The 19137-nt window shown below is 74.4% G+C and carries 8 protein-coding genes; 7 read left to right on the top strand and 1 reads right to left on the bottom strand.

Going from position 1 to position 19137, the window contains the following annotated elements:
• The first annotated feature begins 464 nt into the window (after nucleotides 1-464).
• From AC0Z36_RS08445 to AC0Z36_RS08415, 7 genes are read left to right on the top strand one after another with little or no spacing between them, the layout of a single operon-like run.
• Entirely contained in the window at nucleotides 465-7811 is a 7347-nt protein-coding gene (locus tag AC0Z36_RS08445) for an SDR family NAD(P)-dependent oxidoreductase (RefSeq protein WP_485462103.1), read from the top strand.
• The gene (locus tag AC0Z36_RS08440) at nucleotides 7808-12733 is read left to right on the top strand and encodes a beta-ketoacyl synthase N-terminal-like domain-containing protein (protein WP_485462102.1); all 4926 of its coding nucleotides are present in this window, start codon (nucleotides 7808-7810) and stop codon (nucleotides 12731-12733) included. Before AC0Z36_RS08445 ends, AC0Z36_RS08440 begins: the two co-directional genes overlap by 4 nt.
• Nucleotides 12730-13050, top strand: coding sequence for an acyl carrier protein (locus AC0Z36_RS08435; protein ID WP_485462101.1), 321 nt, complete (start codon nucleotides 12730-12732; stop codon nucleotides 13048-13050). Before AC0Z36_RS08440 ends, AC0Z36_RS08435 begins: the two co-directional genes overlap by 4 nt.
• A 2-nt stretch (nucleotides 13051-13052) precedes the next feature.
• The gene (locus tag AC0Z36_RS08430) at nucleotides 13053-13913 is read left to right on the top strand and encodes an alpha/beta fold hydrolase (RefSeq protein WP_485462100.1); all 861 of its coding nucleotides are present in this window, start codon (nucleotides 13053-13055) and stop codon (nucleotides 13911-13913) included.
• Nucleotides 13910-15067, top strand: coding sequence for a glycosyltransferase (locus AC0Z36_RS08425; RefSeq protein ID WP_485462099.1), 1158 nt, complete (start codon nucleotides 13910-13912; stop codon nucleotides 15065-15067). The genes AC0Z36_RS08430 and AC0Z36_RS08425 overlap by 4 nt, the downstream gene beginning before the upstream one ends.
• Nucleotides 15064-17040 (top strand): class I SAM-dependent methyltransferase, encoded by a 1977-nt coding sequence (locus tag AC0Z36_RS08420; protein ID WP_485462098.1) that lies wholly within the window; start codon nucleotides 15064-15066, stop codon nucleotides 17038-17040. The genes AC0Z36_RS08425 and AC0Z36_RS08420 overlap by 4 nt, the downstream gene beginning before the upstream one ends.
• A 52-nt stretch (nucleotides 17041-17092) precedes the next feature.
• A complete protein-coding gene (locus tag AC0Z36_RS08415) occupies nucleotides 17093-18163 on the top strand; it encodes a hypothetical protein (protein ID WP_485462097.1) in 1071 nt (356 codons plus the stop codon).
• A 22-nt stretch (nucleotides 18164-18185) separates the two neighbouring features.
• On the opposite strand, the gene AC0Z36_RS08410 is transcribed toward AC0Z36_RS08415, so the two are convergent.
• Nucleotides 18186-19070, bottom strand: coding sequence for a LysR family transcriptional regulator (locus tag AC0Z36_RS08410; RefSeq protein ID WP_485462096.1), 885 nt, complete (start codon nucleotides 19068-19070; stop codon nucleotides 18186-18188).
• Nucleotides 19071-19137: the final 67 nt, after the last annotated feature.

Below are 19137 nucleotides of genomic sequence, written 5' to 3'. Positions count from 1 at the left end.
AGATCGTCAGGCATGTCCGCGGCTGGCCCCACGCGCGCCGCGCCCCGCGCGTCCCGACAACCGGAACAGAACATGCGCATGCGTATGGCTGGCTGCGCGTTTGCGCTGGTCAGAACGTGTTCTAGTACGAATCCCCAGGTAGGACTAAGGGAAGTGACACAACCGATTCGACGGACACCTGGACTGCCGGCCCCGGACCACACCGGACGGTCCCCCCCCGGAACCGCACCCTTGACAGCCCACGGCGCGCACCACACGATGCAGCGAGCCGAACCGGTGAACGCAATTCCGATTCACGCACAGAGTGTCAAGAATTTCCGCAGGACTTCCTGTCCGCGTTATATCAACCGTGTCCAGTGCGCAATACAAGGCTGTTTTTCTTCCATTGTGCCGTCGCCGGATGGCGTGAATTCACGTCAGTTCCGCGTACGGCCGCCGTGCACGTCCGGGAAGGAGACGCACCCATGGCGTCGGAGTCCGCACGTCGTGACCTCATCCTCGCGGTCGGACCGTTCGAGGAACCGAACGGCACGCTCGCGGTCGCCGCCCACCGGGCCGGCGCGCTGGGCGTGGTCGACCTCGGCAGGGACCGTACGCGAGCACTCGCAGCACTCGCGGAAGTGGTTCGCCGCCCCGAACGGTCCTTCGGGGTCCGCGTCCCGGCCGGCTGCCCGGTGCGGCCGGCGGACCTCCCCGAGCCGGCCGACGTGGTGATCCTCGCCGCCGGGTCGCCGTGGCCGGTGGCCGGTGCCGGACCCGGCAGACGCGTCCTGGTCGAGGTCACCTCGCCCCAGGAGGCCTGGGCCGCGGCGTCGGCGGGCGCACACGGGCTGATCGCCGTGGGCAACGAGGCCGGCGGGAAGGTCGGCGACCTGACCACGTTCGTCCTGCTCCAGCATCTGCTCGCCGACCCCGCACTGCGGCTTCCGGTCTGGGCGAAGGGCGGGATCGGCCCGCACACCGCCGCCGCGGCGGTGGCGGGCGGGGCCGCCGGTGTCGTACTGGACACCCAGCTCGCGCTGCTCGCGGAAGCCGCACCGCGCCTGCCGGACCCGGTGGCCGCGGCACTGCGGGCGATGGACGGCAGCGAGACCGTCGTCCTGGAAGGACACCGGGTGTACACCCGGCCGGATCTGCCGCTGCGTCAGCTTGTGGACGCAGCGGTGGCACAAGGCGGCGTCGGGTCGGCGTTCGGGGCGCGCGGCCTCGACCGGCAGTTGCTCCCCGTGGGACAGGACGGAGCGCTGGCCCGACGTTTCGCCGAGCGGTACGGGACGACGGGACGGACCGTGCGGGCCGTCAGGTCGGCCGTCACCAGCTCCCTCACCGCGGCCGTACGCTGCCGGCCGCTGCTGTCGACGGACCGTCACCTGCCGGTCGTCCAGGGCCCGATGACCCGGGTCAGCGACCGGGCCGCGTTCGCCGACGCGGTCGCCCAGGGCGGCGGCCTGCCGTTCCTGGCACTGGCGCTGATGGACGGCGCGGCCACCCGCGCGCTCCTGGCGGAGACCGCCGGGCGGCTGGGCGAACGCCGTTGGGGCGTAGGCCTCCTGGGCTTCGCCCCACCCGACCTGCGCGACGAGCAGCTCGCCGCCGTCGCCGCGGCCAGACCGCCGTACGCGCTGATCGCGGGCGGCCGGCCCGGCCAGTCCGCGCCGCTGGAGGCGGCCGGAATCCGGACGTACCTGCACGTCCCCTCCCCCGGCCTCCTTGAGCAGTTCCTGCGCGAGGGCGCCCGCCGTTTCGTCTTCGAAGGCCTGGAGTGCGGCGGCCACGTCGGTCCCCGGGCGAGCTTCCCCCTGTGGGAGGCGCAGATCGACCTGCTGCTCACCTTCGCGCGGCGCGGCGGCACGGGCGCCGGGCTGGACGTGCTGTTCGCGGGCGGTGTCCACGACGCGCGGTCGGCCGCGATGGTCGCCGCCGCGGCCGCCCCGCTCGCCGAACTGGGCGCCCGTGTGGGTGTGCTGATGGGCACGGCGTACCTGTTCACCGCGGAGGCGGTCGCGGCCGGGGCGATCCTGCCCGGCTTCCAGCGCGCGGCCGTCGACTGCGGGGCCACCGAACTGCTGCAGACCGCGCCCGGGCACGCGACCCGGTGCGCCGGGACCCCGTTCGTCACGGCCTTCGCCGCGACCCGGGCGGACCTGGAGGCGCGCGGGGTGCCCCAGCGTGAGATGTGGGCCGAGTTGGAGGAGCTCAACCTGGGCCGGCTGCGGATCGCCAGCAAGGGTGTGCGCCGGGAGGGCGGCGGCCTGGTCAGTGTGGACGAGGACGCGCAGCACCGGGACGGCATGTTCATGCTCGGCCAGACCGCGGCGCTGCGCTCGGAGCCGACCACGGTCGCGCGTCTGCACACCGAAGTGACCGGGGGCGCGACCGCGTTCCTGGCCGCCCGTACCGCACAGTTGGGGTTGTCCGCCGAGGATCCCGAGCCGGCGGCGGAGCCGGTCGACGTCGCGATCGTCGGCATGGCGTGTGTGCTGCCCGGAGCGGTGGACCTGTCGGCGTTCTGGCGCAACATCGTCACCGGCGCCGACGCGGTGACCGAGGTGCCACGCGAACGCTGGGACCACGACAAGTACTTCGACCCCGCGGCGGTCCGCGACCCGGACGGGCGCACGCCTTCCAAGTGGGGCGGTTTTGTCCCCGCGGTGCCCTTCGACGCGCCGGCGTACGGAATCCCCCCGGCCTCGCTCGCCTCGATCGAACCGGCCCAGCTGCTGTCGCTCCAGGTGGCGTCCCGTGCGCTGGAGGACGCGGGGTACGGCGGTGGCCGCGAGTTCGACCGGGGCCGCACCTCGGTGATCTTCGGTGCGGAGGCGGGCACGGACCTGGCCGGGGCGTACGGCTTCCGGGCGTTGTACCCCGCGTACTTCGGCGACCTGCCCGCCGACCTGGACGCGCAGCTGCCCAAGCCGACCGAGGACTCCTTCCCCGGTGTGCTGGCGAATGTGATCGCGGGCCGGATCGCCAACCGACTCGACCTGGGCGGTGTGAACTACACCGTCGACGCGGCCTGCGCGGCCTCGCTCGCGGCGCTCGACCTGGCCTGCAAGGAACTCGTCCTCGGCAGCAGCGATGTGGTGCTGTGCGGTGGTGTCGACACCCACAACGGGATCAACGACTACCTGATGTTCGCGTCGGTGCACGCGCTGTCCCCGTCGGGGCGGTGCGCGACGTTCGACTCGGCGGCGGACGGGATCACCCTCGGCGAGGGCGCGGCGTGTGTGGTGCTCAAGCGGCTGGCCGACGCGGAACGCGACGGCGACCGGGTGTACGCGGTGGTCAAGGCGGTCGCCGGATCCAGTGACGGCCGTTCGCTCGGCCTGACCGCGCCCCGCCCCGAGGGGCAGCGCCGCGCACTGGAACGGGCCTACCGGCGGGCCGGCGTGTCCCCCGCCGAGATCGGCCTGGTCGAGGCGCACGGCACCGGGACCGTGGTCGGCGACCGGACCGAACTGGAGACGCTGACCGAGGTGTTCACTTCGTACGGCGCAGAGCCGGGGGCCTGTGCGCTCGGTTCGGTGAAGTCCCAGATCGGGCACACCAAGTGCGCGGCGGGCCTGGCCGGGCTGATCAAGACGGCGTTGGCCCTGCACCACGGGGTGCGGCCCCCGACGCTGCACGTACGCAAGCCCAACGCGGCCTGGGACCCGGAGTCGAGCCCGTTCTTCTTCGACGCCCAGGCCCGCCCGTGGGCCGCGGAACCGGGCCGGCGACTGGCCGGGGTGAGTGCGTTCGGCTTCGGCGGGACGAACTTCCACGCGGTCCTGGCGGGGCACGCGCCGCCGGACCACGCCTATGCGGACCACGGCTGTGCGGACCGCGGCTGTGCGGACCGCGGCTGTGCGGACCGCGACTGTGCGGACCGCGACTGTGCGGACGACAACCATGCGGGCAACCGCTGCTCGGACCACGGCTGCTCGGACCACGGCTGTGCGGACCGCGACTACGCGGCGGACACGCTCGGCAGCGCGGCACTGAAGGAATGGCCGGCCGAGTTGTTCTGCTTCCGGGGCACCGACCACGCGGACGCCGTCCGGTCGGTCGACCGCCTCGTCGCCCTCCTTGACGACCCCGCTCCGCGGACCCTGCGCGGCCTGGCGGCGCTGGCGGCGCTGTCGGTTCCGTCGGTTCCGTCGGTTCCGTCGGTTCCGTCGGCCCCTTCGGCCACCACGGCCACCACGGACACCGGCGCGCCCGTGCAGGTCGCCCTGGTGGCGTCGGACCTGGAGGACCTGCGGGTGAAACTGGCCCGGGCCCGCGACGGCGTGGGCGACCCGGCCGGAGCCGTGTTCCTGCGGGACTCCGGTGCCGAACCGGGCACGGTCGCGTTCCTCTACCCGGGCCAGGGCAGCCAGCGGCCCGGCATGCTCGCCGACCTGTTCGTGGCCTTCCCGGGCCTGCGCGGGGTGCTGGACGAGGCACCCCGGTCATGCGTGTCGGCCCTGTTCCCGCCGACGGCGTTCAGTCCAGGGGGCCGCGAGGCGCTCCACAACACGATCACCGACACCAGGACCGCCCAGCCGGCGCTCGGTGTCACGGCGGTGGCGATGACGCGCCTCCTGGCACGGCTCGGCGTACGGCCCGACCTGACCGCCGGGCACAGCTACGGCGAACTGGCCGCGCTGTGGGCGGCGGGATCGTACGACAGCGCGACGCTGCTGAAGTTGAGCTCGGCCCGTGCGGAGGCGATCCTGGCCGCGGCGGGCGACGACCCGGGGGCGATGGCCGCGGTGGCCGCGTCGGCGGCGCGGCTGGCCCCGGTGCTCGCTCGTGTGAACCTCGACGACCACGACCTCCGTCCCGGCGGCGACGGTGGCGACAGCGACAGCGACAGCGCTGGTGGCGTCAGCGTCGGCGGCCCGCGCGGCCCGGTCGTCGCGGCCAACATCAACACCCCGCACCAGACGGTGATCTCGGGTCCGACCGCGGCCCTGGCGGCAGCCGTGGCGGCCCTGGAAGCCGACGGCCTCCGGGTCCGGCGGCTGCCGGTGGCCTGCGCGTTCCACAGCACGGTGGTGGCCGGGGCGTCGGCGGCCCTGGCGAGGACGCTGGCCGGCCTGCCGGTTGCGGCACCGGTCCTCCCGGTCTGGGCGAACTGCACGGCCGGGAGATACCAGGAAAGTCCGCAGAGCGTACGGGAACTGCTGGCGCGTCAGGTGGCCGAGCCGGTCCGCTTCGCCGAGCAGGTCGAGTCGATGTACGCGGCCGGAGCACGCGTGTTCATCGAGGCGGGACCCGGGCGGGTGCTCACCGGCATGGTCGGGGCGGTCCTCGGGGACCGCCCGCACACCGCGATCGCCTGCGACGTGCCGGGCGAGCACGGCATCCGCCGGCTGCTGACGGCCTGTGCCGAAATGGCCGTCCACGACGTCCCGGTCGCCGTCGGCGAACTGACCCGCGGCCGCGCCGGCCGTGCCGACACCCACCCCGACCCGCTCCCCGCATGGAAGGTTGACGGCCACATGGTGCGTACCACCGACGGATCGCCGGTTGCGGGCGGCCTCCGCCCCGCCGAACCCGTACAGCCGCCGGCGGTCGTCCGGGTCTCCGGAGGCGGAGACGACGTCCGCGAGAGCGCGGTCCTCGAATACCTGGCCGGCTCACGGGAGTTGATCGCGGCCCAGCGCGACGTACTGCTCGGCTACCTGGGCATGGGCCCGCAGCCCTGGACCGCGGCACCGCCCGCACCGGCTGCACCGCTGCCGGCCCAGCGCCCGGCGGCTACGCAGACCCCCGCTCCGGCGACCGGGGCGGCCCCCGCGGCCGGGGCGCCGACGGCCACCCCCGCCCTCGACGGGCCCGCTGCCCTGAACGCGGTGCTGGACGTCATCGGAGCCCGTACGGGCTACCCCCGGGACATGCTCGACACCGGCCTGGACCTCGAAGCGGACCTGTCGGTCGACTCGATCAAACGGACCGAAATCATCGGCGAACTCGCGGTCCGCCTCGGCATGATGGACGAATCCCTCGTGGAGCGGCTCGCCCGGGTGAAGACGATCAGCGGAATCGTAGAAGGGCTCCTGGAGCACGCGGCCGCCTCAGGTGAACCGGCCGGAACGCCGGGCGGGAACGCGCCGGCGGCGGACGCGACGCCGGCAGGCGCGGGGACAGGACCGGAACGGGTCCCCGCCGACGCGGCACGGTCAGCCGTGGCACAGTCAGACCCGGCACGGTCAGCCGGGGCACAGTCAGCCGCAGCGCAGTCAGACCCGGCACGGTCAGCCGTGGCACAGTCAGACCCGGGGGCCGGAACGGAACCGGTCCCTGCCGGCGGCCTCCCGCACAGCGGGCGGCCCGTACGCCACACGGTCGATCTCGTCGAGCTCGCCGATACGGGGTCTGTCGCCGACCCGGGCGATGAAGCCGCCGGCTCCTTCGCCGGCCGCTCGGTCGTCCTCGTCGCCGACGCGCACGGGATCGCGCTCGCGCTCGCCCACCGGCTGGAGCGGCTGGGCGCCAGTGTCCGGATCACCGAGCCCGGCCAGCCCACCGCTTCCGGGCAGGTCGACGCCCTGGTCCACCTCGGGGCGCTGCGTCCCGACGAAGTCCCGGTCCTCCTCGATGACTTCGCGCTCCTGCGCGACTCCCTCACCGGCGGCGTACGCCACCTCGTCCTCGCCACCGGGGGCGGCGGCCTCTTCGGGCGGGACAGCACCGTCGGGCGCGCCACCGACCACTCGGCGGGCATCGGGCTCGCCGGGTTCGCCCGTACCGCCGCCCACGAGTACCCCGACTGCGTCGTCCGCGTCGTCGACGTCGACTCCAAGGACGAGCCCGACCTGATCGCCCGTCACCTCCTCGCGGAGCTCCGCACCACGCCCGACCCCCAGGCCCCGGTCGTCATCGGCCTGGGCGCGGGGGTACGCCGTACGCTCGTCGTCCGACCCGCACCCGTTGGAGCGTCACCCACCGCCCCCATCCTCGGCCCGGACTCCGTGGTCCTGCTCACCGGGGGCGCGCGGGGGATCACCGCGCGGGTCGCCGTCGGGCTCGCCGAAGCCTACGGCTGCCACATCGAACTGGTCGGCCGTACCGACGACGACGGTCCGGAGGACCCCGGCACCGCTGCGGCCACCGACCGGGCCGGACTCCGGGCCGCGCTCATCGCCGCGGGCCTGCGCGAGCCCGCGCGGATCGAGGCCGGAGTGTCGCGGACCATGGCCCGCCGCGAAGTGCGCGCGACACTCGACGCCCTCGCCGGGCCCGCCGCGTCCGTCCGGCTCCACACCATCGACGTACGGGACCCCGCCTCGGTGCGGGCGGTGGTCGAGGAGGTGCACACCCGGCACGGGCGCCTGGACGGCATCGTGCACGGCGCCGGCGTCCTGGAGGACCGGCTGCTCAAGGACAAGACCGAAGAGTCCTTCGCCCAGGTCTTCACCACGAAGGTCGTGGGCGCCCGGGCCCTCGCGGACGCCGTACGCGCCCTGCCCTGCGGTGCCCGGCCCGCGTTCATGGTCCTGTTCGGCAGCGTCGCCGGGGTGTTCGGCAACCGGGGCCAGGCGGACTACGCCGCGGCCAACGACGCCCTCGACTCCCTCGCGCTGCTCTGGAGCCGGTCCGGCGGGGCCGACGCGGTCGCCGGCCGCGTCGTCTCACTGGACTGGGGACCCTGGGCCGCCACCGGCGGCGGCATGGTCACCGAGGAGCTCGAACGCCACTACCTGCGGCTCGGTATGCCGTTGATCGACCCGGACGCGGGTGTCGACGCCGTGCTCAGCGAACTCGCGTACGGCACCGGGGCCCAGGCCGTGTACCTCTGCCCGCCGCGCACCCCCGCCGGAGCGACGGAGGCCGGACTGTGACCGGAGACCGGGACGGTGACGGCCCGAAGCCCGGCGACGCGGCGATCGTCGGCATCGGGGCGGTGTTCCCCGCCGCACCGGACGCGCCCGCGTTCTGGACGAACATCGAGAAGGGCCTCGACGCGATCACCGACGTCCCGCCGCACCGGTGGGACCCGGCGGTCTACTTCTCACCCGGAGCGGCGACAGGACCGGTGCGCGCCGACCGGTTCTACTGCCGCAGGGGCGGATTCATCGACGAATACGCCTCGTTCGACCCCACCCGCTTCGGGATCATGCCGTCGGCCGTCGACGGCGCCGAACCCGACCAACTCCTCGCGCTGCGCACCACCGCCGAGGCGATCGCGGACGCGGGCGGCGAAGACCGGCTGCCCGACCGTTCGCGGATCGGCGTCGTGTTCGGGCGCGGCGGCTACATGGGCGTCGCGACGGCGCGGCTCGACCAGCGGGTGCGTACCGCGCACCAGCTCGTCGCGGTGCTGCGCGAGGTGGCGCCCGACCTCGGGGAGGCGCGGCTGACCGCGGTCCGGGAGGCGTTCCAGGCTTCCCTCGGCCCGGAACGGCCCGAGTCCTCGATCGGGCTCGTCCCCAGCTTCACGGCCTCCCGGATCGCCAACCGCCTCGACCTGGGCGGCCCCGCCTACACCGTGGACGCGGCCTGCGCGACCTCGCTCCTGGCGATCGACCACGCGGTGGCGGAACTGGCCTCGGGGCGGTGCGACGCGGTGATCGCGGGGTCCGTCCACCACTGCCACATCGCGACGCTGTGGAGCGTGTTCACCCAACTGCGGGCGCTGAGCCCGTCGATGCGGATCCGGCCGTTCGACCGCGCGGCGGACGGGACCCTCATCTCCGAGGGCACCGGCGCCGTCGTCCTCAAGCGCTGGGCGGACGCCCGGCGGGACGGCGACCGGGTGTACGCCGTGGTCCGCGGCGTCGGCGTGGCCAGTGACGGGCGGGCGGCGAGCCTGATGAGCCCGCTTGCCGCCGGTCAGGTCCGGGCGCTGGAGAGCGCCTGGCTGGCGGCGGGGCTCGACCCGCGGGCCGCGGGGGCACTCGGCCTCCTGGAGGCGCACGGCACCGGCACGCCGGTCGGCGATTCGGTCGAACTGGAGACCTTGGCGAGGGTGTTCGGTCCGACGGGCGCGCGTGGACGCGACGTCGTCGCCGGCTCGGTCAAGTCGATGATCGGCCATGCGATGCAGGCCAGCGGCATGGCCGGCCTGCTGAAGGCGGTCTACGCGGTCCACCACGCGACGCTCCCGCCCACCTTGAACGTGGACGACCCGCACGCGGGGCTGGAACCGACCCGGATGCGGCTGATCTCCGAGGCCGAACCGTGGGAGACCCCGGCGGGGACGGTACGCCGCGCGGCCGTGAACGCCTTCGGCTTCGGCGGGGTGAACGCCCACGTGGTGGTCGAGGAACCCCCGGCCGACGGCCGGGCCGCGGCGCTGCCGACCGACCGCCTGCGCGAAAGCCTCGCCGCCTGGCCGTCCGTCGGGACAGGAGCGTACGGAACTGACCGGGCGCTGCCCCGGTCCGTCGGGACAGGAGCGTACGGAGCTGACCGGGCGCTGCCGTCGTCCGCCGGGACAGGAGCGTACGGAACTGACCGGGCGCTGCCGTCGTCCGCCGGGCCCCGACGGGCGCCGGCCGCCGCGTCCGCTGACGTCGACGCGGCGCCCGGCCTTGCGCAGCGCGGCCGGGGGGCCCCGGTGTTCCAGGGGCCGGGTGACGATGCCGGGCGCGTGCTCACCCTCGCGGCCGGATCCGTCGGCGGACTCGCCGCGATGCTCCGGGACGGCTCCCCCGCGGGCGGTGACGGACCCTGCCGGCTGGCCGTGCTCGACCCCACTGCCCGACGTCTCGGACTGGCCGCCCGCGTCGTCGCCCGCGGCGAGCCGTGGCGTGGCCGCAGCGGTGTCTGGTTCACGCCCCGTCCGCTGCTCGGTCCCCGGGCGGAGCGTCCGGGGAAGGTCGCGTTCCTCTTCCCGGGTCTGGAGCCGGAGACCCAGCCCGCAGTGCACGACGTGGCCGACGCGTTCGGGCTGCCCCGGCCGGGTGTCCACGACACCGGTGACATCGTCGGACGCGCGCTCGAAGCGCTCGGCACCGGGCGGCTGCTCGCCGCCGCGCTCGGGGAACTGGGCATCAGGCCTGACCTGCTCGCGGGGCACAGCCTCGGCGAGTGGACGGCGATGGTCGTCGCCGGGATGTACCCGACCAGTGCCGTCGACGTCTTCCTGGGCTCCCTGCGCCCCGGCGGGCTCGCCGTGCCCGACCTCGTCTACGCCGCGGTCGCCTGCGGGGCCGCCCGGGCCGCCGAGGCCTGTGCCGCTGAGGCCCGTACGGCCGGGGGGCGTGCCGCCGGGGGCCGTGCCGCCGGAGTACGTACGGCCACCGGTGGCGTGGTCGTGTCACATGAGAACTGCCCGCACCAGTGCGTCGTGTGCGGCCCGGCCGACTCCGTACGCCGGGTCCTGGACCTGCTGCGCACCGACGGCGTCCTCGGGCAGGAACTGCCGTTCCGGTCCGGGTTCCACACCCCGATGTGGGAGCCCTACCTCAGCCAGGTGCGCGACTCCTTCGCCCGCCTCCCGCTGCACAAGCCGACCGTGCCCGTCTGGTCCGCTACCAGCGTGCAGCCCTACCCCGAAGAAGCAGACGCCGTACGCTCCTTGACGATCCGTCACCTCGTGGAGCCGGTGCGCTTCGGCGCGCTGGTCGAGCGCCTTTACGACAGCGGCGTACGGGCGTTCGTCCAGGTCGGGGCCGGCAGCCTGACCGGGTTCGTCGACGACACCCTGCCCGGCGCCGGTGTGCTGACCGTCGCCGCGCACAGTGCCCGGAATCCGGGTCTCGCCGGACTGCTGCGCGTCCAGGCCGCCCTGTGGACCGAGGGGCTGGAGCCGGCCGCGGAGCGGACCGCTCCCGCGCCGCCACCCCCGGCCCGGCGCCCCGGCACCACCATGCGCCTCGACCTCGGCTCCCCCATCGTCCGGCTCGACCGTGCCGCATTCCCTGAGCTGCCGTCCGCCACCCCGCCCGGAGCACCATTCACCGGCGAACAGCTCCAGAACCCCGTCCTGGCGGCCTTCGCCGCGATCCTCAACGAGGCCGGGGACGCCGCGACGCGGACCGTGGACGCGTGGCAGGCCGTCACCCCCGTCACCTCCGCGACCCCCAAGCACCCCACGGACCCCACGGACCCCACGAACCCTACGAACTCCACGAACTCCACGAACTCCGCGACCCCCACGACCAGTCGGCAACCGGCCGCCGGGCCTGAGTCCGGCCCCGGGGCCGACACCCCCCAGTCCCAGACCCGGACCCGCGAGTTCTCCCTGCGCAACCTCCCCTACGTCGCCGACCACTGCCTCTACGAGCAGCACGACGACTGGGCCGACGACTCCGACCGGTTCCCCGTCGTCCCGATGACCACCCTCCTGGACCTCACCGGCGAGGCCGCCCGCGCCCTGGTACCCGGGCGGACTGTCACCGGGTACGACGAAGTGCGCGCGCTGCGCTGGCTCCCCGTCGCACCAGCGACCAGCGCCGAGGTCACCGCGACCCGGCTCGGCACGGACCGGGTGCGGGTCGGGATCGCCGGATTCACCTCCACCGTGGTCCGGCTCGCCGGGTCACCCGCCCGCCCGGTGGCCCCGGACCGGACCCCGCTCACGGGCGAGGGGCCGGCCCCGGTCAGCGCCGCCGCGCTGTACGCGGACCGCTGGATGTTCCACGGTCCCGGCTTCGCCGGTGTCGACGAGGTCACCGCAGTCGGCGACGACGGCGTCCGGGGCGTGCTGCGCGCCCTTCCCGCACCCGGTGCGCTGCTCGACGCGGCCGGGCAACTCCTGGGCCACTGGATGCAGTTGCGCCTACCGGTCGACCGGCTCGTCTTCCCGGTGTCCGTCGACGAGGTGCGCCTGTTCGGCGACCCGCCCCGCACCGGTGACAGGCTCCTGGCGACCGCCCGGATCCGACACGTCTCCGCGACCACCGTCCGGGGTGACGTCGAACTGTGCGACGCCCGCGACGGGCTGGTCCGGGCCCGCCTGACGGGCTGGACGTACCGCAGGTTCGCCGCGGACGAGCGCGTCTGGCCGATGAAGTTCACCCCGCACACCACCGGCGTCGGCGAACCGCAGCCCGGGGGCTGGTGCCTGGTGCGCACCCGGTGGCCGGACGCCGCGTCCCAGGAACTGGTCATGCGGCGCTACCTGGGCGCGGGCGAGCGCGCCGAGTTCGCCGCCGGGACGCCGCGCGGCCGCGCGGGCTGGCTGCTCGGCCGGATCGCGGTCAAGGACGCGGTACGCCGCTACCTGTGGGCGCGCGGCGAAGGCCCGATGTACCCGGCTGAGGTCCGTGTCTCGAACGGTGCGGACGGCCGTCCGCTGGTCGAACGCGTCGTCCCGGGCGAGGAGTTCCAGGGTGCCGAGTTCCCGGGTACGGAGTTCCCGGGCCGCCGCACCCGCCTGCACGTATCCCTGGCACACAAGGACCGGCTCGCGGTGGCCATCACGGACCGGGTGCCGGTCGGCATCGACATCGAGTCGCTGTCCGAGCGCCCGGAGTCGCTGGAACAGGTCGCGCTCGGCCCGGCCGAGCGCGGTCTGCTCGACCGGCTCAGCGCGGGCGACCCGGATCTGCGCCGTGACTGGCTGGTCCGCTTCTGGTGCGCCAAGGAAGCGGCCGGCAAGGCGGACGGCACCGGGCTCGCGGGCCGCCCCCGCGACCTGCTGGTCACCGAAGCCGCCGGGGACCGGCTGGTCGTCGCCGGCCCGGGGCCCGGGGCCGCGCCGCGGGTGGTCCGTACGCGCACCGTCTCCGACGCTTCCCAACGCTACGTCGTCGCCTGGACCGTCCCGTCCGACGGCACCCCCACCGTCCCCCTGAGCCCTGTGGAGTCACTGTGACTACAGAAACCGCCGGTGCCGGCACCCGTGCCGGCCGGATCCTCGACGAACTCACCGGTCTGCTGGTCGAGGTGGTCGGCGACGAGCTCCTGGTAGCCGTGGAGATCACCCGCGACAGCTCGTTCAGCGACGACCTGGCCATCGAAAGCATCGAATTCGTCGCACTGGCCGGGAAGCTCGAACAGCGGTACGGGCGCAGCGTGGACTTCATGGCCTTCCTCGCCGGTCTGGAGATGGACGAGATCCTCGGTATGACAGTCGGCACGCTGGTCGACTACATCACCGCACAACTGCTCCTCGACGGCGGGGAGGTCTAGCCGTGTCCGACGTCCTCGCCAACGGGCTGCGCTTCCACGTCCAGCACCTGCGCGGCAGCCGTACGGCCACCGACCGGCCGACCGTCGTCCTGCTGCACGGACTGATGCTGGACAACCTCTCCAGCCTCTACTACACGCTCGCGCCGCCCATCGTCCGGGCCGGGTTCGACGTCCTGATGTACGACCAGCGCGGCCACGGCATGTCCGACCGGCCGCCGACCGGGTACGACGTCGACACCGCCGTCGACGACCTCGCCGCCATCCTCAAGGAGGCCGGCGTCACCGGGCCCGCGCACATCCTCGGGAACAGTTACGGCGGCCTGACCGCACTGCACACCGCGTACCTGCACCCTGAACTCGTCGCAAGCCTCATCCTCGTCGAGGGGCAGTGCCTGGACCCCGAACACAGCGGCCGGCTCCCCGGGGCGACCGGGTACGCGGGGGGCTGGGTCGAGGACGTCGCCAACACCCTCAACCTGATCGCACTCGGCCTGGAGTGCAATCCCTTCGACGGCGACTTCATCCCGCACGGTGCCCGCAAGTCAGCCCGGATGCGCGCCAACGCGGACACGCTGCTCAACCGGACCACACTCATCGAGGACGTCACGACGGTCCGGTTGCTGACCGCGGGGCAACTCGCCACGGTCGCCTGCCCGGTCCTCGCGCTGTACGGCAGCGGCTCCAGTCTCGTCGACTCGGGCGCTGTCCTGGCCGGGCATCTGCCCGACTGCGTCCTCGAGGTCTTCCCCGGCGCCGCCCACGCCCTCCTGCGCGACGCCCCCGAGGCGCTGGTCTCGTCGGTGCTGCGCTGGCTGGGGACCCGCTCTGCGGCGCGGCCGGCCGCCGGGGAGGGCCCGGCATGAGATTCCTCTTCGTGGTGCCGCCGTTCGCCGGACACGTCAACCCGACGGTGGCCGTAGCCGCCGAACTGACCACCCGCGGGCATGCCGTCGCGTGGTGCGGCCCCGGCGAGGTGCGGCCGCTACTGCCCCCCGGCGCCGTGCTGTTCGCCTCCGCGACGGCGCCCGCGGGCGGGTACGGGGCCCTCCACGCGCAGTGGCGCGACCAGCGTGGCGTCACCGCGCTGCGGTTCCTCGTCGAGGACGTCCTCGTCCCGCTGGCCCGTTCGATGGCGCCGGCGGTGGACGCGGCCCTGGCGGCGTACCGGCCCGATGTGGTGGTGTCCGACCAGCAGGCGTTCGCCGGGGCGGTCGCCGCTGAGCTGCGCGGCGTCACCTGGGTGACGTCCGCGACGACGTCGGTGGAGTTCACCCGGCCCTTCCAGGGGTTCCCCAAGATCGACGCGTGGGTACGGGACCGGATCGCCGGACTGGCGGGGGGACACGGCCTCGGCGAAGGCTGGGACCCGCGGTTCTCCGACCGCCTCGTGCTCATCTTCTCGACGCCCGCGCTGGTGGGGACGGCGCAGGCGTCGCCACCCCACCACCGCTACGTGGGCCCTGCGTTCGGCGCGCGACCGGCTCCCGACGACTTCCCCTGGGAGCGGCTCGCCGCCGGCCGCCGCCGCGTCCTCGTCTCCTTGGGGACGCTCAACAGGGAGGCGGGGAAGCGGTTCTACCCGGCGGTCGTCGAGGCGACGCGCCCGCTGGCCGACCGGGTCCAGGTCGTGCTGGCCGCCCCCGGCCACCTCCTCGGCGACGGCGACGGGCATGTGCTGTCCCACGAGTACGTACCGCAGGTCGCCCTGCTCCCGCACATGGACGCGGTGGTCACCCACGGGGGCCACAACACCGTGTGCGAGGCGCTGGCCTTCGGCCTGCCGCTGGTCGTCGCGCCGATCCGAGACGACCAGCCCCTGATCGCCCAGCAGGTCGTGGCGGCCGGGGCGGGGGTACGGGTCCGCTTCGGCCGGGCCCACGTGCCCGAGATCCGCCAGGCGGTCACGGATGTGCTCGACACCCCGGGCTACCGCGAGGGGGCGCTGCGGGTGCGCGACTCCTTCGCCGCCGCCGGCGGGGCCCCGGCCGCCGCGGACGAGTTGGAGAAACTGCTGTGAACCTCAGTCCTGCCTTCAGTCCGTTCCCGTGGCTGGGTCTGCTCCTGCTGATCGCCCTGACGTTCGGGAGCCTGCGCGCGCGGGCCCGGTTGCGCCGCCTCCCGGTCCTGACGGCTCCCGGCGCGGCACCCGTGTCCGCGGCCGCGGTCGACGGTGCGGTCGGCAGCTCGGTGGACGGCGCGGTCGACAGTACGGCTGGCAGCGCGGCCGACAGTACGGCCGGCGGCGCGGGCGCGGAATCGGTGGAAGCACCGGACGCCGCGGCTTACCGCTGGGTCACCGCTGCCGGTGTCGACCCCGGCGACGGGCTGCGCGGGGCCGCCGTCGCGTACGCGCGGCGCGAGGGGCTCCTGGTCCTCGACCTGGTCCCCGCGGACCTCGCCGTCGAACCGCTGCTCGACCTGGTGCGCGATGTGGACCCGGCGGCGTACCGCGGGGATCCGACGGCCGCCGGGCGCGGGGCGGTCCACGCGCTGCTCGTCCACGAGAGTGTGCTGGTCCGCGCCGGGGTGGAACGCACCCGGGGCCTCACCCCGGTGGAGCTCGAATCGCTCACCGCACTGCTCAAGCGGTACGCACCGCGGGAGGGCGGCCACGCGGTCGCCCCGGGGCTGGTCGCGATCGACCGGGACCCGGCCGATTTCAAGGCGCGGGTACGGGCGGCGGGCGCGCCGCCGGCCGCCGCGCTCGGTGGACTGCTCGGTGAGGCCGGCGCGTTCGCGGGTGCCGTGTGGAGCACTCCGTTCTGGGGTCTGACGGCGCTGGCCCTGTGGTGGGTCCAGCCGTACCTCGTCCTCGCCGGGCGCCCGCCCGTACGACCCCGGCACGCGCACCGCGCGGCCCTGCTGCGGCCGTGCCTCGCCGCGGTCCGCTGGGTGCGGGCGGCGACCGGGCCACCCGCCCCCGCGCCGGGCACCGGGGCCGAGGCCGCCGAACGCCGCCGCGTGTACACCGCCGACATCGCCCAGGGCGTCGGGCGCTTCCTGGAGGACCCCCGGGACTCGTGCCCGTGGTGCGGTTCGGGACGGCTCCGCGTCCGGGTGCGGACGAAGGACCGGCTCCAGGGCAAGCCCGGGCGGTTCCGCCTCGACCAGTGCCGCGACTGCCGGCACATCTTCCAGAATCCCCGGCTGACCCTGGCCGGGCTCGACTTCTACTACCGGGACTTCTACGACGGGGTCGGCGGCAAGGGCGCCGAGGCGATGTTCGCGTCGATGAGCCGTCAGTACAAAGGCCGCACCCGACTGGTCAAGTCCCATGTGGAGCCCGCCCGTTGGCTCGATGTGGGGACCGGCCACGCGCACATGTGCCTGGTTGCCGGCACTGATCTGCCGGACACCGTCTTCGACGGGCTCGACCTGGGCGACGGGGTCAACGAGGCCAGGCGGCGGGGCTGGATCTCGCAGGCGTACGTCGGCCAGTTCCCCGAACTGGCCGACCAGCTGACCGGCCGCTACGACGTCGTCAGCATGCACCACTACCTGGAGCACACCCGCGACCCGTTCGCGGAACTGGACGCCGCGGCCAAGGTCGTCCTGCCCGGCGGGCACCTGCTCATCGAGCTCCCCGACCCACAGTGCTGGTACGGCCGGCTGCTCGGCCGGCGCTGGCTGCCGTGGTTCCAGCCCCAGCACCAGCACCTCATGCCCCTCGGCAACCTCCAGCAGGCTCTGGCCGCACGCGGATTCACGACGGTCGAGGTCGAGCACGGCCGCGCCCACCAGGGCGGCGCGTTCTTCGCCGTGGTCAACCAGACGCTGACCGCCGCGGCCCCGCCGCCCACCGCACCGTGGTTCCCGCCCGGACCGACGCCACCGCGCCGGGCCAGGCGGGTCGTCGCGATCGCCGTCGCCGTGCCGTTCTTCGCCGTCGCGGCGCTGCTCGACACGGTCGGCGGCGCGGCGGCCCGGGTGTTCGGGCGCGCGGGCGGCAGTGACGCGTACCGGCTCCTCTCCCGCAAGGACGCCGGCTGACCCGACGGCCCCCTCCGCTGAAAGAAGCGAACCTGTGGAAGGAACGAACCTGATGCCACTTGAAGACCAGCGCGGCGCAGCACCGGTGCTGCGCGTCGTCCCCTATTCCTTCACGCAGGCGTACGGCTACGCCCCGGCCGGGGTGTGGACCGCACCGTACGCGTTACGGCTGACGGGGGTTCCCGGCCGCGCCGGTATCGTCACCGCGACCGGCTGGCAGGTGCTGGTCGCCGCGGCGCCGCGCAGTGACGGGATCCTGCGCGTCAGGTCCCTGAACCGGCCCTGGGACGCGGTCGAAGTTCCGGTCGACGGCCCGGCCGGCCCGGTCCCAGGATGGGCGGCGCCGATGGTGGACGCCGCCCGTGCGCTCGCGGGCCACACAGGCCGCACGGGCCGCACGGCCGGACTCCCGGGCGCGGACCTCCTGCTGCACGCGGACCTGCCCGGGGCCGCGGGGCTCGCCCCGTCAGCGCCGCTGGCGTGTGTGACCGCGCTGGCGTGGACGGGGTTCCACGGCCCGGAGCTGCCGGCCGCGGCCCTGGACGCGCTGCTGCGCGAGGTGCTCCAGGCCCCGGCGGACACCGTCGACGCTGAAGCGTTGCGTTCCGCGGTGCTGTCGGGCCGCGAGGACCGTGCGCTGGTGGTCGGCCCGGCGGGGCCCACGGCCGAGGTGCCCCTCGGCCTGACCGGCGCGTCGCTCCGCGTCATGCTGGTCATCGCCCGCGGGCGCGGCTCCGCCCCTGCGTCGGCGGCCCCGGCCGTCGGGTCGGTCCGTGCCGCGCGCGCCGAGACCGAACGGGCCGGGCGCATGGAGGCCCTGCTGCGCATGGGTGAACTCCCGCGTGCGCTCAGCCTGTTGACGGCATCTCACCTGTCACGGGTGCCCGGCTACGGAACGGGCTGGGCCGAGGCCGACGTCATCGTGGAAGCGGCCGGGCGTGGCGGGGCGATCGGGGCCCGCACGGCGGGCGGTCCCGGCGGGCTCGGCGTCGCCGTGATCGTTCCCGGCCCCGCCCTGTCGTCGGTGCGCTCCCGCGTCGTCGAGGCGTTCCGCGAACTCGGCCGCCCGACACCGAGGTTCCTGACCGCGGCCACCGGCCGGGCCGCGGCTTCGGCGACCTGACCGGCATCCCCGATGGGCAGCCTCACGTGTATTCGGTCTCCTCGACCCCGGTCGCGCGGGCGAACGCGCGCAGCGCCCTGACCTCGGGGGTCATCGGCCTGCGGGACCACGCGAAGGCGATCGTACGGATCAACGGGGGTGTGAATGAGCGCACCGAGACCGCCGCCGAGAAGCGGCCGGCCATATCGCCGTACCAGATCGCCGATCCGTGCCCGGCCGCCACACAGGCCATCCAGGCCCCGCGCTCATCGGTCTCTATGCCGACCCGGGGCCGTACGCCACGTGTGCTGAACAGCATCTCGAAGTCCAGGCGGCGGGCCGTGCCCTGCTCCGGCATGATCATCGGCAGTCCGTCGAGGGCCGACCACGGCAGCGGGTCGGGGAGGTCGGTGTCCGGCGGGGAGACCAGCACCACCTCGTGGTGCCGCAGCGGCTGGACGCGTAAGTCCGGGGGCGCGGGCAGGTCCACGATCGCCAGTTCCGCCGCGCCCTTGCGCAGCGCTGTGAAGAGCGACTCCCGGTCGTCGTAACGGTCGACGTCGACGTGGATCTCCGGGTGCCGCCGACTGAAGGCCGGGAGCAGTGTGCTGATGAACTCGATGGCCAGGGTCTGCGTGGCGCACAGCCGGATGTGGCCGGTGGCCACCCGGTCGTCGGGGCGTACGGTCTCCTCGATCGCGCGCATCCCGGCCAGGACCTTCCGCGCGAGGTGGGCGACGCACACCCCCTCCGGGGTGAGTGCGACGCCCCGGCCCGCCCGGACGAACAACTCGATCTTGAGTTCCCGCTCCAGGGCCTGGAGGGACCGCGACAGCGCAGGCTGGACGACGTACAGGGCCTGCGCGGCCGCGGTCATGCTCCCGTGCTCGACAACGGCGATGAGGTAACGCAGCTGCTGGAGAGTCACGCTCGCACCGTACTCCTGCGTATGTGAACGGTCACCACATCTGACCGGTTGTTACTCCCCGGCCGCG

Source organism: Kitasatospora sp. UYEF31 (genome assembly GCF_057291755.1).
The sequence above is the reverse complement of the archived record's forward strand: the minus strand, read 5'-3'. Positions and strand labels throughout refer to the sequence as shown.

Excerpts from the sequence above, each read along its gene's own strand:
- AC0Z36_RS08445 (WP_485462103.1), top strand. The coding sequence starts at position 465 with ATGGCGTCGGAGTCCGCACGTCGTGACCTCATCCTCGCGGTCGGACCG.
- AC0Z36_RS08425 (WP_485462099.1), top strand. The coding sequence starts at position 13,910 with ATGAGATTCCTCTTCGTGGTGCCGCCGTTCGCCGGACACGTCAACCCG.
- AC0Z36_RS08415 (WP_485462097.1), top strand. The coding sequence starts at position 17,093 with ATGCCACTTGAAGACCAGCGCGGCGCAGCACCGGTGCTGCGCGTCGTC.